Annotated in this window: 18 protein-coding genes and 1 tRNA gene; 6 read left to right on the top strand and 13 right to left on the bottom strand. The window is 73.2% G+C overall.

What is annotated here, in order from left to right; translation table 11 throughout:
* Nucleotides 1–104: 104 nt before the first annotated feature.
* From ACFY01_RS30915 to ACFY01_RS30940, 6 genes are all read right to left on the bottom strand, one after another.
* Nucleotides 105–398, bottom strand: a complete 294-nt coding sequence (locus ACFY01_RS30915; protein ID WP_390739043.1) for a Dabb family protein — start codon at nt 396–398, stop codon at nt 105–107.
* Nucleotides 399–416: 18 nt separating this feature from the next.
* Nucleotides 417–596 carry a hypothetical protein gene (locus ACFY01_RS30920; RefSeq protein WP_390739044.1) on the bottom strand — a complete coding sequence of 60 codons (180 nt, stop codon included), beginning with the start codon at nt 594–596 and terminating at the stop codon, nt 417–419.
* 89 nt (nt 597–685) lie between these two features.
* Nucleotides 686–770: transfer RNA gene (locus tag ACFY01_RS30925), tRNA-Ser, on the bottom strand.
* A 78-nt stretch (nt 771–848) separates the two neighbouring features.
* A complete protein-coding gene (gene tadA, locus ACFY01_RS30930; protein WP_390739120.1) occupies nt 849–1,280 on the bottom strand; it encodes a tRNA adenosine(34) deaminase TadA in 432 nt (143 codons plus the stop codon).
* A 65-nt stretch (nt 1,281–1,345) separates the two neighbouring features.
* Nucleotides 1,346–1,876, bottom strand: coding sequence for a hypothetical protein (locus ACFY01_RS30935; protein WP_390739121.1), 531 nt, complete (start codon nt 1,874–1,876; stop codon nt 1,346–1,348).
* A gap of 308 nt (nt 1,877–2,184) precedes the next feature.
* The gene (locus tag ACFY01_RS30940; RefSeq protein ID WP_390739045.1) at nt 2,185–2,376 is read right to left on the bottom strand and encodes a hypothetical protein; all 192 of its coding nucleotides are present in this window, start codon (nt 2,374–2,376) and stop codon (nt 2,185–2,187) included.
* Between the two features lie 124 nt (nt 2,377–2,500).
* Between ACFY01_RS30940 and upp the strand changes: the two genes are divergently transcribed.
* Nucleotides 2,501–3,136, top strand: a complete 636-nt coding sequence (gene upp, locus ACFY01_RS30945; protein WP_390739046.1) for a uracil phosphoribosyltransferase — start codon at nt 2,501–2,503, stop codon at nt 3,134–3,136.
* 231 nt (nt 3,137–3,367) lie between these two features.
* Here the strand turns inward: upp and ACFY01_RS30950 are convergent, their stop codons facing one another.
* Together ACFY01_RS30950 and ACFY01_RS30955 are read right to left on the bottom strand one after the other, a co-directional pair.
* A complete protein-coding gene (locus ACFY01_RS30950) occupies nt 3,368–4,009 on the bottom strand; it encodes a LytR C-terminal domain-containing protein (RefSeq protein ID WP_390739047.1) in 642 nt (213 codons plus the stop codon).
* Nucleotides 4,010–4,122: 113 nt separating this feature from the next.
* Nucleotides 4,123–4,419, bottom strand: coding sequence for a type II toxin-antitoxin system VapB family antitoxin (locus ACFY01_RS30955; protein WP_003999914.1), 297 nt, complete (start codon nt 4,417–4,419; stop codon nt 4,123–4,125).
* Between the two features lie 116 nt (nt 4,420–4,535).
* Here ACFY01_RS30955 and ACFY01_RS30960 point away from each other — a divergent pair, with 116 nt between their 5' ends.
* The gene (locus ACFY01_RS30960; protein ID WP_390739048.1) at nt 4,536–6,116 is read left to right on the top strand and encodes a helicase HerA-like domain-containing protein; all 1,581 of its coding nucleotides are present in this window, start codon (nt 4,536–4,538) and stop codon (nt 6,114–6,116) included.
* Between the two features lie 19 nt (nt 6,117–6,135).
* Here the strand turns inward: ACFY01_RS30960 and ACFY01_RS30965 are convergent, their stop codons facing one another.
* The 4 genes from ACFY01_RS30965 to ACFY01_RS30980 form a co-directional block, all read right to left on the bottom strand.
* A complete protein-coding gene (locus ACFY01_RS30965; RefSeq protein ID WP_390739049.1) occupies nt 6,136–6,261 on the bottom strand; it encodes a hypothetical protein in 126 nt (41 codons plus the stop codon).
* Between the two features lie 63 nt (nt 6,262–6,324).
* Complete coding sequence (locus tag ACFY01_RS30970) at nt 6,325–6,660, bottom strand: hypothetical protein (RefSeq protein ID WP_390739050.1); 336 nt, start codon at nt 6,658–6,660, stop codon at nt 6,325–6,327.
* Nucleotides 6,657–7,331: an HdeD family acid-resistance protein gene (locus tag ACFY01_RS30975; protein ID WP_390739051.1), complete on the bottom strand. Its 675-nt coding sequence runs from the start codon at nt 7,329–7,331 to the stop codon at nt 6,657–6,659. Before ACFY01_RS30975 ends, ACFY01_RS30970 begins: the two co-directional genes overlap by 4 nt.
* Nucleotides 7,332–7,643: 312 nt before the next feature.
* Nucleotides 7,644–8,228: an HhH-GPD-type base excision DNA repair protein gene (locus ACFY01_RS30980; protein ID WP_390739052.1), complete on the bottom strand. Its 585-nt coding sequence runs from the start codon at nt 8,226–8,228 to the stop codon at nt 7,644–7,646.
* A 150-nt stretch (nt 8,229–8,378) separates the two neighbouring features.
* Between ACFY01_RS30980 and ACFY01_RS30985 the strand changes: the two genes are divergently transcribed.
* The 4 genes from ACFY01_RS30985 (at nt 8,379) to ACFY01_RS31000 (ending at nt 14,318) form a co-directional block, all read left to right on the top strand.
* Nucleotides 8,379–11,093, top strand: a complete 2,715-nt coding sequence (locus ACFY01_RS30985) for a GNAT family N-acetyltransferase (protein ID WP_390739053.1) — start codon at nt 8,379–8,381, stop codon at nt 11,091–11,093.
* Nucleotides 11,094–11,118: 25 nt separating this feature from the next.
* Nucleotides 11,119–11,592, top strand: a complete 474-nt coding sequence (locus ACFY01_RS30990; protein ID WP_390739122.1) for a cupin domain-containing protein — start codon at nt 11,119–11,121, stop codon at nt 11,590–11,592.
* Nucleotides 11,589–12,350, top strand: a complete 762-nt coding sequence (locus tag ACFY01_RS30995) for an SDR family NAD(P)-dependent oxidoreductase (protein ID WP_390739054.1) — start codon at nt 11,589–11,591, stop codon at nt 12,348–12,350. Before ACFY01_RS30990 ends, ACFY01_RS30995 begins: the two co-directional genes overlap by 4 nt.
* Nucleotides 12,351–12,485: 135 nt before the next feature.
* Nucleotides 12,486–14,318, top strand: a complete 1,833-nt coding sequence (locus ACFY01_RS31000; protein WP_390739123.1) for a copper resistance CopC/CopD family protein — start codon at nt 12,486–12,488, stop codon at nt 14,316–14,318.
* 16 nt (nt 14,319–14,334) lie between these two features.
* Here ACFY01_RS31000 and ACFY01_RS31005 read toward each other — a convergent pair whose 3' ends face one another.
* Nucleotides 14,335–17,043 (bottom strand): SpoIIE family protein phosphatase, encoded by a 2,709-nt coding sequence (locus ACFY01_RS31005; RefSeq protein ID WP_390739055.1) that lies wholly within the window; start codon nt 17,041–17,043, stop codon nt 14,335–14,337.
* Nucleotides 17,044–17,208 lie beyond the last annotated feature (165 nt).

Genomic DNA, 17,208 nt, shown 5'->3' on the forward strand with positions numbered 1-17,208 from the left:
GGCCCCCCCCCCCCGGGCCCCCCCCCCCCCCCCGCCGGCCGCCGCCCCCCCCCCCCCGCGCCCCCCCCCCCCCCCCCCCGAGGGGCTGCGCGGACCCTGGGGGCTCAGAACTCGTAGTCGGCGATCACCCACGTGGCGAACTCCCGCCACAGGCCGACGCCGGCCTGGTGCTTCGGGTGCTCGGCGTAGCGGCGCAGCGCGTCCGGGTCGTCGAAGGCGGAGTTGATGGCGAAGTCGTACGCGATGGGCCGGTCGCTGGTGTTCCAGCCCAGCTCCCAGTGGCGGATCTCGGGGATCTCGCCGTCCAGGGCGCGGAAGGCCTCCTCGCCCGCGACGACCCGCGGATCGTCGCGCCCGACGCCCTCGTTGAGCTTGAACAGGACCAGGTGGCGGATCATGGGCTCCGGCTCTTTCCGCTAGTTCTTCGCCCCGTTGGCCACCCAGGTCATGAAGTCGCCTATGGCCTTCGCGGCGTCCGATATGCCCTCGAAGCCTATCTGGACGTAATCAGCGGCTTTGGCCGGGTCTGTGATGATCACGTACAGCGCGAAGACCACGAGCACGTAGATGGCGATCTTCTTGGCGTTCACCGCCACCGCGGCCTCCCCCTGCTGTCGCTGACTGGCCCGAGCGCTGTTGATAATCGCACAAAGGGCCCCGTCCAATGGACGGGGCCCTTTTACAGCGGTAGCGGAGGGATTTGAACCCTCGGTGACTTGCGCCACACTCGCTTTCGAGGCGAGCTCCTTCGGCCGCTCGGACACGCTACCGAGGGAGACCTTACAGCACGGTGGGCCGTGCTCAGAAATCCGTTTTCCGGCGCACCCGGAAACGCCGGGCCGGGTTCCTCAGCGATCCCGGAAAAAGTCGGTGAGGAGCCGGGCGCAGTCCTCGGCCAGCACGCCCTCGACGACCTCCGGGCGATGGTTGAGCCGCCGGTCGCGGACCAGGTCCCAGAGCGAACCGGCCGCGCCCGCCTTGTCGTCACGGGCGCCGTACACCACCCGGTCCACGCGGGACTGCACGAGCGCGCCCGCGCACATCGTGCAGGGCTCCAGAGTGACCACGAGCGTGCAGCCGCCCAGCCGCCACTCGCCGAGCTTGGCGGCGGCCCGCCTCAGGGCGAGTATCTCGGCGTGGGCCGTGGGGTCGCCGGTCGCCTCGCGCTCGTTGTGCCCGGTCGCGAGCACCGTCGTACCGTCCGTGGACAGCACGACGGCGCCGACGGGGACGTCCCCGCCCCGGACGGCCGTACGGGCCTCGTCCAGGGCGAGCCGCATCGCTGCCCGCCAGCGGTCGCGCACCGGGTCCGCTGTCCCGCCCCGCGGCGTCCCGTCCGGGGCGGTCAGCGGACGGTCTCCAGCACCTCCGAGGCGCCCAGGGCCTCGGCGATCGCACTCAGCGCGTCCTCCGCGTCCAGGGCACGCAGCTCCTTCTGGTTGATGCCCAGGTCGTCGAGGATCTCGCTGTCGCCCACCGGGCTGTGCGGCACCGCGTCGGCGGAGGTGCCGTCCTCGTCGTCATCGTCCTCGGACTCGCCGTCCTCGGTGCCGTCGAGGTCCAGGGCGTCCAGGTCGGGACCGTCGGAGCCGGGCTCGCGGCCGAGCAGTTCGTCCGTGAGCAGCAGCTCGCCGTACGCACTGCGGGCAGCGGCGGCGGCGTCCGAGACGTAGATGCGAGGGTCGTCCTCGCCGTCCACGCGGACGACACCGAACCAGGCGTCCTCCTGCTCGATCAGGACGAGCACCGTGTCGTCATCGGGATTGGCCTCCCGTGCCAGGTCGGCCAGATCCGACAGGGTTTCCACATCGTCGAGCTCTGTGTCGCTCGCTTCCCACCCGTCTTCGGTGCGCGCGAGCAGTGCGGCGAAGTACACCGTGACTCTCCCACTGGTCATAGGCGTGCCGGTTGGGGGTCCCCCCGGCGGAGGTTCTTGGGCGGAGAGAGCTCAGGCTCCGAGCCCCACCCACTCGGAATCGTGGCAGAAACAAGGCGTCCAGGGGACGTCTTCGGCTCCCTGTGTCCGGCAGTTCTGCTCGCACGGACGCGCAGAGGCCTCCGCGTGTCCGCGACGGAACCACCAGCGCACTCGTTGCCGCCACCTGCGGATCGTACGCGGCTTTTCCCGCGCTCCACGCACAGCATTACCGGGAACACCCCGGGGAAGGCGGATCTTCCTACCGGCTACCAGCGGAACGTGCGCATGCGCATGGCGTGTCGAAGTCTGGCCGCCTTCGCCCGGCGGGGTTGGACACGGTCACGCAACTCCCGGGCCTCGGCGAGCTCGCGCAGGAACCGGGCCCGGCGGCGCCGGCGTTCGGCTTCCGTCTCCTGCGGCGGCACGCGGTGCCCCTTCCCGGCGGTGTCATCGGGCATGTCGGATCGGTTCTCTGGCAGGTCAGGCACAGTCACACCACCCCAGTCCGTCCCTCCACGTTCCCCCGGGCGGGCGGTTTGATGCCAGCGCGAGGTGCGGGTCGGCGCGGTTACTGTTATGGGCATGCGTCTCCACGTCGTCGACCACCCCCTGGTCGCCCACAAGCTCACCACGCTGCGCGACCAGCGCACCGACTCCCCGACCTTCCGCCGGCTGGCCGACGAACTGGTCACCCTGCTCGCCTACGAGGCCACGCGGGACGTGCGCACCGAAGCGGTCGACATCGAGACCCCGGTCGCCGCCACCACCGGAGTGAAACTCGCCCGCCCGCGCCCGCTGGTCGTGCCGATCCTGCGCGCCGGCCTCGGCATGCTGGACGGCATGATGCGGCTGCTGCCGACCGCCGAGGTGGGCTTCCTGGGCATGATCCGCAACGAGGAGACGCTCCAGGCCTCCACGTACGCCACGCGCATGCCTGAGGACCTCTCAGGCCGCCAGGTGTACGTCCTCGACCCGATGCTGGCCACCGGCGGCACGCTGGTCGCGGCGATCCAGGAGCTGATCAGGCGCGGCGCCGACGACGTGACGGCCGTGGTGCTGCTCGCGGCGCCCGAGGGCGTCGAGGTCATGGAGCGCGAACTGGCGGGCACCCCGGTGACCGTGGTGACCGCGGCCGTCGACGACCACCTCAACGAGCACGGCTACATCGTCCCCGGCCTGGGAGACGCGGGCGACCGGCTGTACGGGGCGGCCGAGTAGGCACAGCGCCACAGCGCCCGTCGCCGGATTCCCGTCCGCCCCGCGGCGGCCGGCCGGCGCCGGCCGCCGGCACGTGTTCGACGGCGACTGACGCGGGTGTCCGGCGGCCGTGTCAGTCGGCCGCGACGGTCCGCCGTGTCAGTCGGCCGAGTCAGTCGGCGGTGGCGGGGACGGCACGGCGGCGGCACGGGGCGCCCGGCGCGGCGGCCAGGTGCCGGGAAGGCGCCGGCCCTAGCAGTCCTTCTTCTTCACGGTGGACGCCACGGGCGTGGTCAGTTCGGCCACCGCCTTGTCGGCGTCCGCCCGCTTGCTGAGGTCCTTGAACCCGTTGCCGATGATCAGGTCGACGGCGTCGCCCTTGCGGGTGGCGTCGGTACGCTGTTCGGCGCCGGCGAGCTGGGCGGCGAGGACCGGCAGCGAGGTGTTCAGGGCCGAGGCGGGGCCGAGGAGCATCCCGGTGCCCTTGATCTTCTTGTCGTACTGCTTGGTCGCGTTGCCCACGTCGCCGATGCGGAAGCCGCGCTTCTTCAGCTCGTCCGCGGTGTGCTTGGCCAGGCCGGTGCGGGCCGTGGCGTTGTAGACGTTGACGGTGATCTTCCCGGGCGCGGGCAGCTGCTCGGTGCGCGCGGCGGGGCTCACCTTCGTCGTGGCCGGGCACTTCGCCTTCGCGCCGGACACGGTGTCCTTGTCCCCGCCGCCGGTGAACACGTCGATGAGCTGCACGGTGCCCCAGCCGGCGACCCCGAGCGCCGTGACGCAGACGAACGTCAGGAAGACGAGCCTGCCGCGCCGGCGGGGAGGACGCATCCGCGGGTACTTGCCTCCCGTGATCCGGTACTGGCCGCCCATGCCGGGAGGAGTCAGCATGCTCATGAGCGCAGCGTAGTGCGCTCGGGCGGCGATGCCTACTAGATGATCATTCGACGCCGGTCAGCGGAACCCGAAAGGGTCAACAACACCCGAAAAGGCGAGTAAGTCCCGGGTGATCAGTCGAGTTCGAGCACGCGCGCGTGCAGCACCTGACGCTGCTGGAGCGCCGCGCGGACCGCGCGGTGCAGACCGTCCTCCAGGTACAGGTCGCCCTGCCACTTCACGACGTGCGCGAAGAGGTCGCCGTAGAAGGTCGAGTCCTCGGCGAGGAGGGTTTCCAGGTCGAGCTGGCCCTTGGTCGTCACGAGCTGATCGAGGCGGACCGGGCGCGGCGCGACGTCCGCCCACTGCCGGGTGCTTTCCCGGCCGTGGTCGGGGTACGGCCGGCCGTTTCCGATGCGCTTGAAGATCACACGGAAAGCCTACCGGTCCTGACGTTCCGGGCGCAGCCTAGGCGACGCAGTGCGACGCTGGAAAAGACGCCGCATTCCGGTCATACCGGGAGCTCGTACCGGGAACAGGGGCTGCGATGAGTGACAGTGAGACCGTGCGGCCCGCCACCCCTTCCGAGGTCTTGGCCGGTGGCCGGGCCCTTCCCGCGGAGGCTTTGCGGATCGCCTCGGGTTACGCCTTCACGGGTCCGGCCCTGGACCTGGGAGCCCTTCTCTGGGACGGCGACTGCTTCCCGGACGTCCGGGTCCGCGTCCCCCTGCCCATGCTGAACCGCCACGGCCTGGTGGCGGGTGCCACCGGCACCGGCAAGACGAGGACGCTCCAACTGGTCGCCGAGCAGTTGTCGGCGCAGGGCGTGCCGGTCTTCCTGGCGGACGTCAAGGGTGATCTGTCCGGGATCTCGGCGCCGGGCGTGTCGAACGACAAGGTCCGCTCCCGCTCCGCCGAGGTGCACCAGCGGTGGACGCCGACCGCGTTCCCGGTGGAGTACTTCGCCCTCGGCGGCCTCGGCCACGGGATCCCGGTGCGGGCCACCGTGACCGGCTTCGGCCCGGTGCTGCTGGCCAAGGTGCTCCAGCTCAACCGGACCCAGGAGCAGTCCCTCGGCCTGATCTTCCACTACGCCGACACCAAGGGCCTGGAACTGATCGACCTCAAGGACCTCAGGGCGGTCGTCGCCTTCCTCACCTCCGACGAGGGCAGGGCCGAACTGAAGGCCGTCGGCGGGCTGTCCACCGCCACGGCCGGGGTGATCCTGCGCTCCCTGACCGCCTTCGAGGCGCGGGGCATGGCGGACTTCTTCGGGGAGCCGGAGTTCGACACCGGGGAGTTCCTGCGCACGGCCGAGGACGGGCGGGGCGTCGTCTCCGTCCTCGAACTGGCCGCCGTGCAGGAGGAGCCGCGGCTGTTCTCCACGTTCCTGATGTGGCTGCTGGCCGACCTCTTCCACGACCTTCCGGAGGCCGGTGATCTCGACAAGCCGAAGCTGGTCTTCTTCTTCGACGAGGCGCACCTGCTGTTCGACGACGCATCCAAGGCGTTCCTGGAGTCGATCACGCAGACCGTGCGTCTCGTCCGCTCGAAGGGGATCGGAGTCTTCTTCGTCACCCAGACACCGAAGGACGTACCGTCCGACGTCCTCGGCCAGCTCGGCAACCGCGTCCAGCACGCGCTCAGGGCCTTCACCCCGGACGACCAGAAAGCCCTCAGGGCCACGGTGAAGACGTTCCCCGACTCCGCGTACGACCTGGAGGAGCTCCTCACCGGCCTCGGCACCGGCGAGGCCGTGGTGACCGTCCTCAGCGAGAAGGGTGCCCCGACCCCGGTGGCCGCCACCCGGTTGTGCGCGCCTCAGTCGTCGATGGGCCCGATCGACGCGACGGCCCTCGACGACGCGGTGCGGTCGTCCGCGCTCCATCAGCGTTATGCACAGGCTGTGGACCGCGAGTCGGCGTACGAGAGGCTCGCGGCGGGGCGGGAGGAGGAGGGGGCGGGTCAGCGGGTGAGCGCGCCCACGAAGGCTCCCAGGGAGGAGCCGTCCGTCGTGGAACAGGTCGTCGGGAGCGGTGTGTTCAAGTCCCTGGCCCGCTCCGTGGGCACGCAGATCGGCCGGGAGATCACCCGCTCCCTGTTCGGCACGGCACGGCGGAGGCGGTAGACCCGCCCCCGCCGGTGCGTCAGCGGTCCCGGCGCTTCTCGGGCGGGACCTGCGGCTCGGGTTTCCTCGCGTGCGGTTTGGCCGTGCTGCGTACGGCTTCGGCGCGCAGCAGGGCGCGCAGGACCGCGTACGGGTCTGTGGGCATGTGCCTGTGTTCCTTGCCTCGTACTGGACTGGGCGGCTGACTGAGCGTCCGGGGCGGGGCCCGTCAGCAGCGCAGGACCACGGAGCGCAGGGTGTGTGAGGCGTGCGGGGGCCTGAGCGGCGGGGGGAGGGAGCGGCCCCGCGGGTGACCGGGGGCCGGGTCGGGAAGGGATGCGGGCCGCAGGGGGACGCCGGCCCGGTGTACGGAGCAGGGGGGAGGACGCAGGGCCGGCTCGAGGAGGTCGTACTCGACGGTTTCGCCGGATGCCACGGCCGACCCGGGCGGCGCGGACGTCATCGGGGCGGCCTGTGTCTGGGCGCCCGGGACCGCCAGCGCCAGCAGCAGCACGAGCACCCGCAGCCAGGCGCGGCCGCGCGGGTGGCAGCGGAAGGCGGTCACACGTTGACCGGGATCTGCTTGACCCGGCTCCGGATGCCGATCGAGGTGACGATCTCGACGATGCCGACGATCACCAGCCACCAGCCGGCGATGAGGGTGAGCAGGGCGACCGACCGGAAGGGCGAGACGATCAGCACGATCCCGGCGACGAAGGTGACGATCCCGAGGAAGATCTGCCAGCCCCGGGCGGGCACGGTGCTGTCGTGGGCGGCGGCCAGGGTCTGGGTGATCCCGCGGATCAGCCAGCCGATGCCGATCCACAGGGCGAGCAGCAGGATCGACTGCATCGGCCCGCGGAAGCAGAACAGGCCCAGCAGGATCGACAGGGCGCCGCTGATGAAGGCCAGCACGCGCAGCGAGGTCGCCCTGTGCGTGCCGAACGCGGCGACCAGCTGGAAGACGCCGCTGATCAGCAGGTAGATGCCGAAGAGCACACCGGCGGCGAGCAGGGAGGGGCCCGGCCAGACCAGCACCAGGATCCCCACGACCAGCGACGCGATGCCGGTGACCAGGACGACCTGCCAGGCGGCGCGGGACAGGGCGTGCAACGGCCCCTCGAACGGCGGCTCCGGCTCGTGCCCGCCCGCGGCCCGGCCGGCCGTGTGCGCGTGCGCGGCCCGGTCGTCGAACTCCCGGCCCCAGGTCGGATCGCTACTCGGTGACTCGGTCATGCTCCATGCTCGGCCCGGCCCGGACCGGCCCGCCATCCGAGCGGGGCCGCAAGGATGAACCGGGGTTTCCGGCCTGCTGCGGCGGGGGCGCCCGATCCGGCCCTCCCCGGGTCGGGGGTACGTTGCGGCCTGCGGCCTGCGGCCCGCAGCGCGGCGGTCGACGCCGGGTTCTCGCCCCCGCCGCCCCTACCCTTCCCGCCCCCCGGGGCTCCGCCCCTTCAACCCCGCCGGGGCTGCGCCCCTGCACTCCCACGGGCCCCGCGTCGGCGCGAGCCCCCCGGCGAGGGAGCCCCGCAGCCGCCCCGGGCCCGCCTACTTGCCGGAGGCCTTCGCCGCTGCCTTCATTTCCTGTTTGTGGGCGCGGACCTTGGTCAGGGATTCCGGGCCGGTGATGTCGGCGACGGAGCGGAAGGACTTCGGCTCGCCGTAGGCGCCCGCGGCCTCGCGCCAGCCCTTGGGCTGTACGCCGAGTTGCTTGCCGAGGAGGGCCAGGAAGATCTGGGCCTTCTGCTTGCCGAAGCCAGGGAGGTCCTGGAGTCGCCGCAGCAGTTCCCGCCCGTCGTCGACGCCCCTCCAGACGAGCTCGGCGTTGCCGTCGTAGTGCTCGACGAGGTACTGGCACAGCTGTTGGATGCGCTTGGCCATGGAGCCGGGGTAGCGGTGCACGGCCGGCTTCTCCGAGAGCAGGGCCGCGAAGGCATCCGGGTCCTGGGCCGCGATGTCGTGCGCGTCGAGGTCGTCGGCGCCCATGCGCCGGGCGATGGTCGACGGCCCCTTGAACGCCCACTCCATCGGGACCTGCTGGTCCAGCAGCATCCCGGTCAGCGCGGCGAGCGGGGACCGCCCGAGGAGCTCGTCGGCCTCGGGGTCCTGGGCGAGGTGCAGGGTGACGTCCATGACCCCGATCATCCCTCGAAGCGGCTGGCGACGCCGCCCGCCCCGATGTGGGCGTCGTATCGCGTACGATCTCCTGAGATGAGTTAGGGAAGGCTTACCTAAAAAAGCTAAAGAACCTGAAGAACCTGAAGGGATATGGGGGCCCACCGGGTGACCACCGGCACCTACCGCGACGCCTGGGGAATTCCGCACCTGCGCGCCGACAGCGCACGCGAACTCGCCCGCGCCCAGGGCCGTGTCACCGCCCGCGACCGGGCCTGGCAGCTGGAGGTCGAGCGGCACCGGGCGCGGGGCACCTCGGCCTCCTTCCTCGGCGCGCAGGCCCTCGGCTGGGACGTCTTCGTCAGACGGGCCCGCCTCGACGACACGGCCCGGCGCTGCTTCGCGGCCCTGGAGGAGCAGGATCCCGAGACGGCTGACTGGTTGCGGGCGTACGTCGACGGCGTCAATGAAGGGCTGGACGGTGGCGGCGCGCCGGAGTTCGCCCGTACCGGTCTCACCCCCGGCCGCTGGGAGCCCTGGACCCCGCTCGGCGTCTGGCTGGCCACCCACATCCTCTTCGCGGGCTTCCCGGCCAAGCTCTGGCGCGAGCAGGTCGCACACCACCTGGGCCCGGAGGCGGTCGGCCTGTTCGCCACCGACGGGCCGGGCACCTCCGGCAGCAACGGCTGGCTGGTCGCCGGCGAGCGGACCACCACCGGTCACGCCCTCATCGCGGGCGACCCGCACCGTTTCATCGAGGACCCGGGTGTCTACCAGCAGATCCACCTGTCCTGCCCGGAGTTCGACGTCGTCGGCCTCGCCGTCCCCGGCGTCCCCGGCATCGCCCACTTCGGCCACACCGGCACGGTCGCCTGGGCCATCACCAACGCGATGGCCGACTACCAGGACCTCTACCGGGAGCGGCTGCGACGCACGGGGGCGGGAGTGGAAGCGCTCGGCCCGGACGGCGTCTGGCGCCGCGCCCACCGGCACACCGAGTCGGTTGAGGTCGCGGGGGAGGGGCCGGTCGAGGTCGAGGTGATCGAGACGGAGCGGGGGCCGGTGATCGCCGGTGGACCGGAGGGCCTCGACGGACACGACCCCGCCGCCGGCCTCCTCGGCACGCCCACCGCCCTCGCCCTGCGCCACCCGCCCCGGGTGACCGGGGACCTCGGCTTCAGCGCCCTGCTGCCCCTCCTGCGCGCCCGCCGGGTCGCCGACGTGGACCGCGCGCTGGACGCCTGGGCCGAGCCCGTCAACGTCGTACTGGCCGCCGACACCCAGGGCGGCCTGCTGCACCGGGTCGCGGGCAGTGTGCCCGTCAGGGCGGAGGCCGACCGCGTCCGGCTGGTGCCCGCCTGGGAGCCCGGCCACGAGTGGCGCGGCCGGCACGAGACACCCCGGGCCGGGCTCACCGACGGCATCGCGGTCATGGCCAACCAGCGCGGCCCCGCGGCACCGCTCGGCGTGGAGTTCGCCCCGCCGCACCGCGCCGACCGCATCACCGCCCTGCTGCGCGAGAAGGGGCAGTGGTCGGCCGGTGACATGCCCGCCGTTCACATGGACACCCACCTCGCCTCCGCCGCACCCCTGTTGCACCACCTGGCGACCCTGGACGGCCTGTCCGCCGGGGCCGCCGCGCTGCGCGACCGCCTCCTCGCCTGGGACCGCCGCATGGACGCGGACAGCCCCGGGGCAGCCGTCTACGCGGCGGTGCGCGGCGCGGTCGTACGCCGGCTCGCCGCCCACCCCGCGTTCGCCGCCCTGACCGAACCGCCCGCCTACCCCGAGGTCCTCCTCCCCTGGCTCGCCCTCCTCCCGCGCGTCGGCTTCGCCCTCGAACACCTGCTGACCGCCGAGGACCTGTACGGCGTCGACCGCCCCGCCGCCGTCCGCGCGGCCGTCGAGGAGGTCGCCGCCGCCGAGCCCACCGGTACCTGGGGTGACAGCCACCGCCTCGCCCCCTGGCGGGCGCTGCCGACGACGGCGTACGACGAACCGGGGCTGTCCGGCGACCACGACTGCGTGCTGTGCACCTCCGCCGTGCCCGGCCTGACCGACCTGAGCGCGCGCGGCCCGGCCGCCCGGTACGTGTGGGACCTGGCCCGGCGCGAGGACAGCCGCTGGGTGGTCCCCTTCGGTGCCTCGGGCATGCCCGGCTCACCCCACCACCGCGACCAGCTCCCGCTGTGGCTCGCCGGGGACCTCGTCCCCGTGGTCACCGACTTCGACCAGCTCACGAAGGAGCCCGATGTGACGTCGACGCCCGACCCGTACGCCGTCCGCGAGGCCGTCCACGAACAGGTGGTCGACGGCTTCGGCACCGTCCGCGTCCTGCCCCTCGACCCGCACGCCGACGCCGGGACGGTCCACGCCTGGGTGCGCGAGGAGCGGGCCGTCTTCTGGGGCATGACGGGCCTGACGCGGGAGCAGGTCGCCGAGGTCTACGCCCACATGGACACCCTCGACACCCACCACGCCTTCCTGCTCGTCAAGGACGGCGTTCCGGCCGGGCTCCTCCAGACGTACGAGCCGGAGGCCGACCGGGTCGGCGAGTGCTACGACGTCCGCCCCGGCGACATCGGCCTCCACCTGCTGCTCGCGCCCGCGGGACCCGGCGGCGCGCGCACCGGATGGTCGGCGTCGCTGCTGGACGCCGTCACCTCGTACGCGCTGCGCGGTGCGGACCGGCGGCGGATCGTGGTCGACCCCGACGTGCGCAACGACAAGGCGATCGCCCGCTTCCTCAAGCAGGGCTTCGAGGCGGGCGAGGCCGTCGTACTGCCGGAGATCGACATCCCGGACGTGTACCTGCCGGAGAAGCGCGCCCAACTGGCCTTCCTGCGGCGGGAGGTAGCCTTCCCCGATGACGGTGACTCCTGACGGGCCGGTGGCCCCCGACGGACCGGTGACGCCCGCCTTCCTGGTCGCCCACTACGGCCTGGAGCCGATACCGCGCGAGGGCGGTATGTACCGGCAGACCTGGGCGGGACCGGAGCGGGCCGACGGCCGCCCCGAGGGCACGGCGATCGTCGCCCTGCTCACCGCGGACGACCACTCGGCCCTGCACCGGCTGCCCACCGACGAGGTCTGGCACTTCTACCTCGGCGACCCGCTCCACCTGCTGCTCCTCGCCCCCGACGGGACATCGGCGAGCCCCGTGCTGGGATCCGGCGTCCTGGCCGGGCAGCACCCGCAGCTGACCGTGCCCGCGGGCACCTGGATGGGCGCGCGGGTGGCGCCGGGCGGCGCATGGTCCTTCTTCGGCTGCACGATGGCACCCGGATTCACCTACGCGGGCTACGAACACGGGAACGCGGCGGACCTCACCGCGCGTTATCCGTCCGAGGCGGACCGGATCGCGGAACTGTGCCGCCCATGAGCCTGCTTCAGGGACAGATCGCGCTGGTCACGGGCGCCGGCGGCGGCATCGGCCGGGGCATCGCGCTGCGGTTCGCCGAGGAGGGCGCGGCGGTCGCCGTTCACTGCCGTACGGCGCTGGAGGCCGCCCGCGAACTCGCCGCGGCCATCGAGGACCTGGGCGGCCGGTCCGTGGTGCTCCAGGCCGACCTCACCGACGAGGATGCCTGCCACCGGCTGGTCCGCGAGGCCGCCGCATGGGGTGGCGGGCGGCTGACCGCTCTGGTCAACAACGCAGGCGTCCAGCCGGTCCGGCCGCTGCCCGGCATGTCGGCCGCCGAGTGGCGCGCGGTCGTGGACACCAACCTCGCCGGTGTCTTCGCCTGCACCCAGGCCGCCGCCGAGGTGATGCGGGAGTGCGGCGGCGGCAGCGTCACCCACATCGCCTCCATCGAGGCCGCCCACCCGGCCCCCGGCCACGCCCACTACAGCGCGTCCAAGGCGGCCGTGGTGACGCACGCCCGCGCCGCCGCCCTGGAGTACGGCCCGCACGGCATCCGCGTCAACACCGTCTCGCCCGGCCTGGTCGACCGCCCGGACCTGGCCGAGGCCTGGCCGGAAGGCGTACGGCGCTGGCAGCAGGCGGTGCCCGCCGGCCGGCTGGGCCGTCCCGAGGACATCGGCGACGCCTGCGTCTTCCTCGCCTCCCCGCTCGCCTCCTGGATCACCGGGCACGACCTGGTGGTGGACGGCGGGGTGTCGGCGCGACCCACGTGGTGAGCACGACCGTTGTTTGCCACGTACATACAGGGAAGTACGCGAGTCCGAAGGCGGAGCGGTGACGTGGGCGGAGTACGAGGACCAGCGGCACGAGGCGGTGTCGCGCAGGGCGGCAAGCGGCGAGTTCGAGGGCTGGTGCTGCTGGGCAGCATGCTGGTCCTGCTCCTCTTCGGGGGCGCCGGCCCCGCCTCGGCGCACGCCGCCCTCCGCGGCACCGACCCCGCCGACGGAACCGTCCTCAAGTCCGCGCCCCGGTCCGTCACCCTGACCTTCACCGAGTCCGTCGCCCTGCTCGACGACTCCCTGCGGATGTACGACCCGTCCAACCACCGGGTCTCCACGGGCGAGGCCCAGCACGCCCCGGGCCGCTCCGACACCGTCCGGGTCACCCTGCCCGCCAAGCTCGGCACGGGCACCTTCACCGTGGCCTGGCGGGTGGTCTCGGCCGACAGCCACCCGGTGTCCGGCGCCTTCACCTTCTCCGTCGGCAAACCCTCCCCGACCACCGCGCGGGTGGACCCCGGCCAGACCGAGGACCCCGCCACCGGCAGCCTCTACAACATCGGCCGGTACGCGGCGTACATGGCCGCGGCCCTGCTGATCGGCACGCTGACGTTCGCCGCGGTCTGCCGTCCGCCCGACTTCACCCCGCTGCGGGGGGCGGTCAGGACCGGCTGGTGGACGCTGGCCGCGGCCACCGTCTTCCTGCTGGTGCTGCGCGCCCCCTACGAGGAGGGCACGCCACCGGCGACCGCCTTCGACATGTCCGCGCTGACCCGCACCGCCACCGGCCGCCCGGGCCTGCTCCTGCTCACCCGTCTGGCCCTGCTGCTCGTCGCGGGCGCCCTCCTGCTGCTCCTGCGGCGCCGGGCCACCCCGCCCGGCCGTCCCGTCCTCGCGGCCGGCGCCGTGCTCGCCGTGGGCCTCGCCGTGACCTGGGCGGCCGCCGAACACGCCTCGGCCGGCATCCAGGTGCCGGTGGCGATCACCTCCTCCGTGCTGCACCTGCTGGCGATGGCGGTGTGGCTCGGCGGACTGACCGCGCTGCTCACCCTGCTCAGCCGGACGGCCGGGTCCGGCGCCGTGCCGGCGGCCACCGTGACCCGCTTCTCCCGGCTCGCGTTCGCCTCGGTGACCGTCCTGGTCGTCACCGGCGTCTACCAGTCCTGGCGCGGCCTGGGCTCCTGGCAGGCGCTCTCCGACACCTCGTACGGCAGGCTCCTGGTCGCCAAACTGGCCGCGGTGACGGTGCTGTTGATGATGGCGGCACTCTCACGGCAGTGGACGGCTCGGCTGGCGGCCGTCGAGGTGAGCGGGGCCGTGGCGGAGCGCGTGCCGGAACCGGTCGGGGCACGGGCGGCCGGGGCGGAGGCGGAGGCCGCCGCGGAGCCGGTTGACGGGTCCTCCGGGCCCGCCCGGCCCTCGTCGGGTTCTTCGCCTTCCTCGCCCGCCTCGCCCGCCTCGCCTTCCGTGCCCGACGTGCACCGGGCCCTGCGCCGCTCGGCCCTGGCCGAAGTGGCCGTCGCCGTCGCCGTGCTGGGCGTCACCACGGTCCTCACGGGCACCCTGCCCGCCCGGGCGGAGGCCGCGGCCGCGGCGGACGGCTCGGCGCCGGACGTCGGTATCGCGACCGCCTCCGTCACCACGGTCCCCTTCGACGTGGGCCAGGGCGGCCAGGGCAAGGTGCAGGTCACCCTCGACCCCGGCAGGGTCGGCCGGAACTCCGTCGAGGCGGTGGTCTACGGCCCCGACGGCGGCCTGTCCACCGTCCCCGAACTCCGGATCTCCCTGACCCTCCCCGCCCAGAAGATCGGCCCGATCGACACCAAGGTCACCAACCGCGGCGGCTACTGGGGCACCGACTCCCTCAACGTGCCCATCCCCGGCACCTGGACGATGAAGGTGACGGTACGGGTGTCGGACCTGGACCAGGTGACCGTGTCGCAGACCGTAAGGATCACGCGTTAGCCGACTCCGCCCCGGCTCACAGGGCGGAGTCGGCGGGGTCGCCGAACTGTTCGAGGAGGACGTCCACCGGCATGCGCTCCGCCATCCCGGAGGCTCCGCCATGGACGTCCTGTTCCGCCCAGATGACCTTGCCGCGGGTGGTGTACCGCGTCCCCCAGCGCTGCGCGAACTGGGCCACCAGGAACAGTCCCCGCCCGCCCTCGTCGGTGTGCGCCGCCCGCCGCAGCCGGGGCGAGGTGCTGCTGCCGTCCGACACCTCGCAGATCAGGCAGCGCCCGTACAGCAGCCGTACCCGGACCGGCGGTGATCCGTACCGGATCGCGTTCGTGAGCAGCTCGCTCAGGATCAGCTCGGTGGTGAAGCCGGCCTCGTCCAGTCCCCACTCCCGCAGCTTGCGCCTGCACTCGCCCCGGACCGAGGGCACCTCCGCCGGGTCCTGCGGCACGTCCCACTCGGCCACGCGGGAGGCCGGGAACAGCCGGGTACGGGCCGCCAGCAGGGCGATGTCGTCGCTGCGGTGGGCCGGCTTCAGCGCGTCGATCACCGCCCGGCAGGTCTCCTCCGGGGCGCGTCCCCCGGCGCCGTCCAGCGCCCGGCGCAGCCTCGCCAGCCCGACGTCGATGTCCCGGCCGCGGTCCTCGACCAGGCCGTTGGTGTACAGCACCAGCTGGGAACCCTCCGGCAGGTGCAGTTCGGCGGTCTCGAAGAGGTAGCCGCACAGGCCGAGCGGGGCCGAGGCCGGTACCTCGGGACAGACGACCGTACCGTCCGGACGAACCACCACCGGGTCGGGATGCCCCGCCCGGGCCACCGTGCACGTCCCCGACACCGGGTCGTAGATCGCGTACAGGCAGGTCGCCCCCGACACACCCTCCCCCTCGTGGCCCTCCGCGCCGGTGCCCTCCTCGTTGTCCATGCGCACGACCAGCTCGTCCAGGCTCCCGAGCACCTCGTCCACCGGCAGGTCCAGCGCGGCGAAGTTGTGCACCGCCGTGCGCAGCCGCCCCATCGTCGCCGCCGCGCGCAGCCCCCGGCCGACCACGTCGCCCATCACCAGCGCCACGCGCGCGCCCGGCAGCGGAATGACGTCGAACCAGTCCCCGCCCACCCCCGCCTCGGCCGGCAGATACCGCCAGGCCACCTCCAGCGCGTCCTGCTCCGGCTGCCCCCGGGGCAGCAGACTGCGCTGGAGCGTCACCGCCATCGCGTGCTCCCGGGCGAACCTGCGGGCGTTGTCGATGGCCACCGCCGCCCGCGCGGCCAGCTCCTCCGCGAAGGCCAGGTCGTCCGGTTCGAAGGCCGAGGAGTCCGCCGTCCGGTAGAAGTTCGCCACGCCCAGCGACACGCCCCGCGCCCGCAGCGGCACGGTCACCAGCGAACGCAGACCGCTGTCCAGTGCCTTGCGGACCCGCTCCGGGTCCTGCTCCTGCCAGCCGGGCGCCTGCCGCAGGTCCGTCTCCAGCACGCCCCGGCCCTCCCGCAGGGTCCGCATCTGCGGGGTCGCGGTCGAGAAGGTGATCACTTCGCCCAGCTGGTACACCGGCATCGTCCGCTGATCGCCGCCGATCGCCACCCGCCGCAGATGCCGCCACCCCTCGGCCGTCGGCTCCCAGCCGCGCAGTACCGCGTCGAGCAGCTCCACCGTCACGAGGTCGGCGAACCGGGGCACCGCCACCTGCGCGAGCTCCCGGGCCGTACGCTCCACGTCCAGCGTCGTCCCGATTTTCACCCCCGCCTCGTACAGCAGGTCCAGCCGCTCCCGCGCGACCTCGGCCCGCCCCGTGACCGCCGCCAGCTCGGTGGTGTCCCGCAGGGTCACCACACTGCCGCCCGGGCCCGCGCGCGGGAAGGTGGGCCGCTTGTTGACCGCCACCAGCCGGTCCCCCACGAAGAACACCTCGTCGTCGACCGCCTCCGGTGCCGTCAGCAGGCGTTCGAGCGACACCGGCAGCCCCAGCTCCGCCACCCGCCGCCCCGCCGCCTCCGCCGGCAGCCCCAGCAGCCGCGCCGCCTCGTCGTTGGCCAGCACCAGGCACCCTTCGGCGTCGGTGATCAGCACGCCTTCGCGCACCGCGTGCAGCACCGCCTCATGGTGATCGTACATGGCCGCGAGCTCCGCGGGAGCCAGCCCACGCGTCTGCCGCAGCAGGCTCCGGGCCACCATCGTCGTCCCGGCCCCCGCCAGCGCCAGGGCGGCCGCACCGGCGCCGAGGGCGATCGGTACCTGCGGTATCCACATCCGCAGCACGTTCTTGACCGTGATCCCGGCGGACACCAGCCCCACGACGCCGCCGCGCGCGTCGGTCACCGGCACGATCGCCTGCACGGCCGTCCCCCGGCCCGCCGGCAGGGGCGGCCCCCCGGCCTGTTCGACGACGGTACGTCCGTGCAGCGCGGGCTCGATGTTCCCGACGAACTTCTTCCCGATCTCCCTGGGATAGGGGTACGTGTACCGGATCCCCTGGGTGTTCAGGACGACCACGAAGTCCACGCCCGTCCGCTTCCGCGCCTCCTCGGCCCGCGGCTGGAGCACCAGGGACGGGTGCGGACCGCGCAGCGCCTGCACCATGCCGGGCGCACTCGCGAACGACTGGGCCGCGATGACCGACTCCCGCCGCCCCTGCTCCACCGCGTCCCGCGCCGCCTGGAGCACCACGGCCACCACCGCGGCCAGCACCAGCAGCACCACGATCCCGGCCTCGATCAGGAACACCCGTCCCGCCATGGAGCGCGGATCGAGCAGCGAAACACGCCGCTCATGCGACCCCCCGACGACCACCGGCCCGGTAGGGCTCCGAGCATGCCCGGAAAATACCCTCATGCACCCTTCATAACACCGGCGCGCCCCTCTCACCGGGCGACGGGAACGGAAGCGACCGGGCGGGCCGCC

This window comes from Streptomyces sp. NPDC001480 (assembly GCF_042894725.1).
Classification (GTDB): Bacteria; Actinomycetota; Actinomycetes; order Streptomycetales; family Streptomycetaceae; genus Streptomyces.

Excerpts from the sequence above, each read along its gene's own strand:
- upp (WP_390739046.1), top strand. The coding sequence starts at position 2,501 with ATGCGTCTCCACGTCGTCGACCACCCCCTGGTCGCCCACAAGCTCACC.
- ACFY01_RS30960 (WP_390739048.1), top strand. The coding sequence starts at position 4,536 with ATGAGTGACAGTGAGACCGTGCGGCCCGCCACCCCTTCCGAGGTCTTG.
- tadA (WP_390739120.1), bottom strand. The coding sequence starts at position 1,280 with ATGCGGCTCGCCCTGGACGAGGCCCGTACGGCCGTCCGGGGCGGGGAC.
- ACFY01_RS30965 (WP_390739049.1), bottom strand. The coding sequence starts at position 6,261 with ATGCCCACAGACCCGTACGCGGTCCTGCGCGCCCTGCTGCGCGCCGAA.
- ACFY01_RS30995 (WP_390739054.1), top strand. The coding sequence starts at position 11,589 with ATGAGCCTGCTTCAGGGACAGATCGCGCTGGTCACGGGCGCCGGCGGC.
- ACFY01_RS30915 (WP_390739043.1), bottom strand. The coding sequence starts at position 398 with ATGATCCGCCACCTGGTCCTGTTCAAGCTCAACGAGGGCGTCGGGCGC.
- ACFY01_RS30940 (WP_390739045.1), bottom strand. The coding sequence starts at position 2,376 with ATGCCCGATGACACCGCCGGGAAGGGGCACCGCGTGCCGCCGCAGGAG.
- ACFY01_RS31005 (WP_390739055.1), bottom strand. The coding sequence starts at position 17,043 with ATGGCGGGACGGGTGTTCCTGATCGAGGCCGGGATCGTGGTGCTGCTG.
- ACFY01_RS30950 (WP_390739047.1), bottom strand. The coding sequence starts at position 4,009 with ATGAGCATGCTGACTCCTCCCGGCATGGGCGGCCAGTACCGGATCACG.
- ACFY01_RS30980 (WP_390739052.1), bottom strand. The coding sequence starts at position 8,228 with ATGGACGTCACCCTGCACCTCGCCCAGGACCCCGAGGCCGACGAGCTC.
- ACFY01_RS30975 (WP_390739051.1), bottom strand. The coding sequence starts at position 7,331 with ATGACCGAGTCACCGAGTAGCGATCCGACCTGGGGCCGGGAGTTCGAC.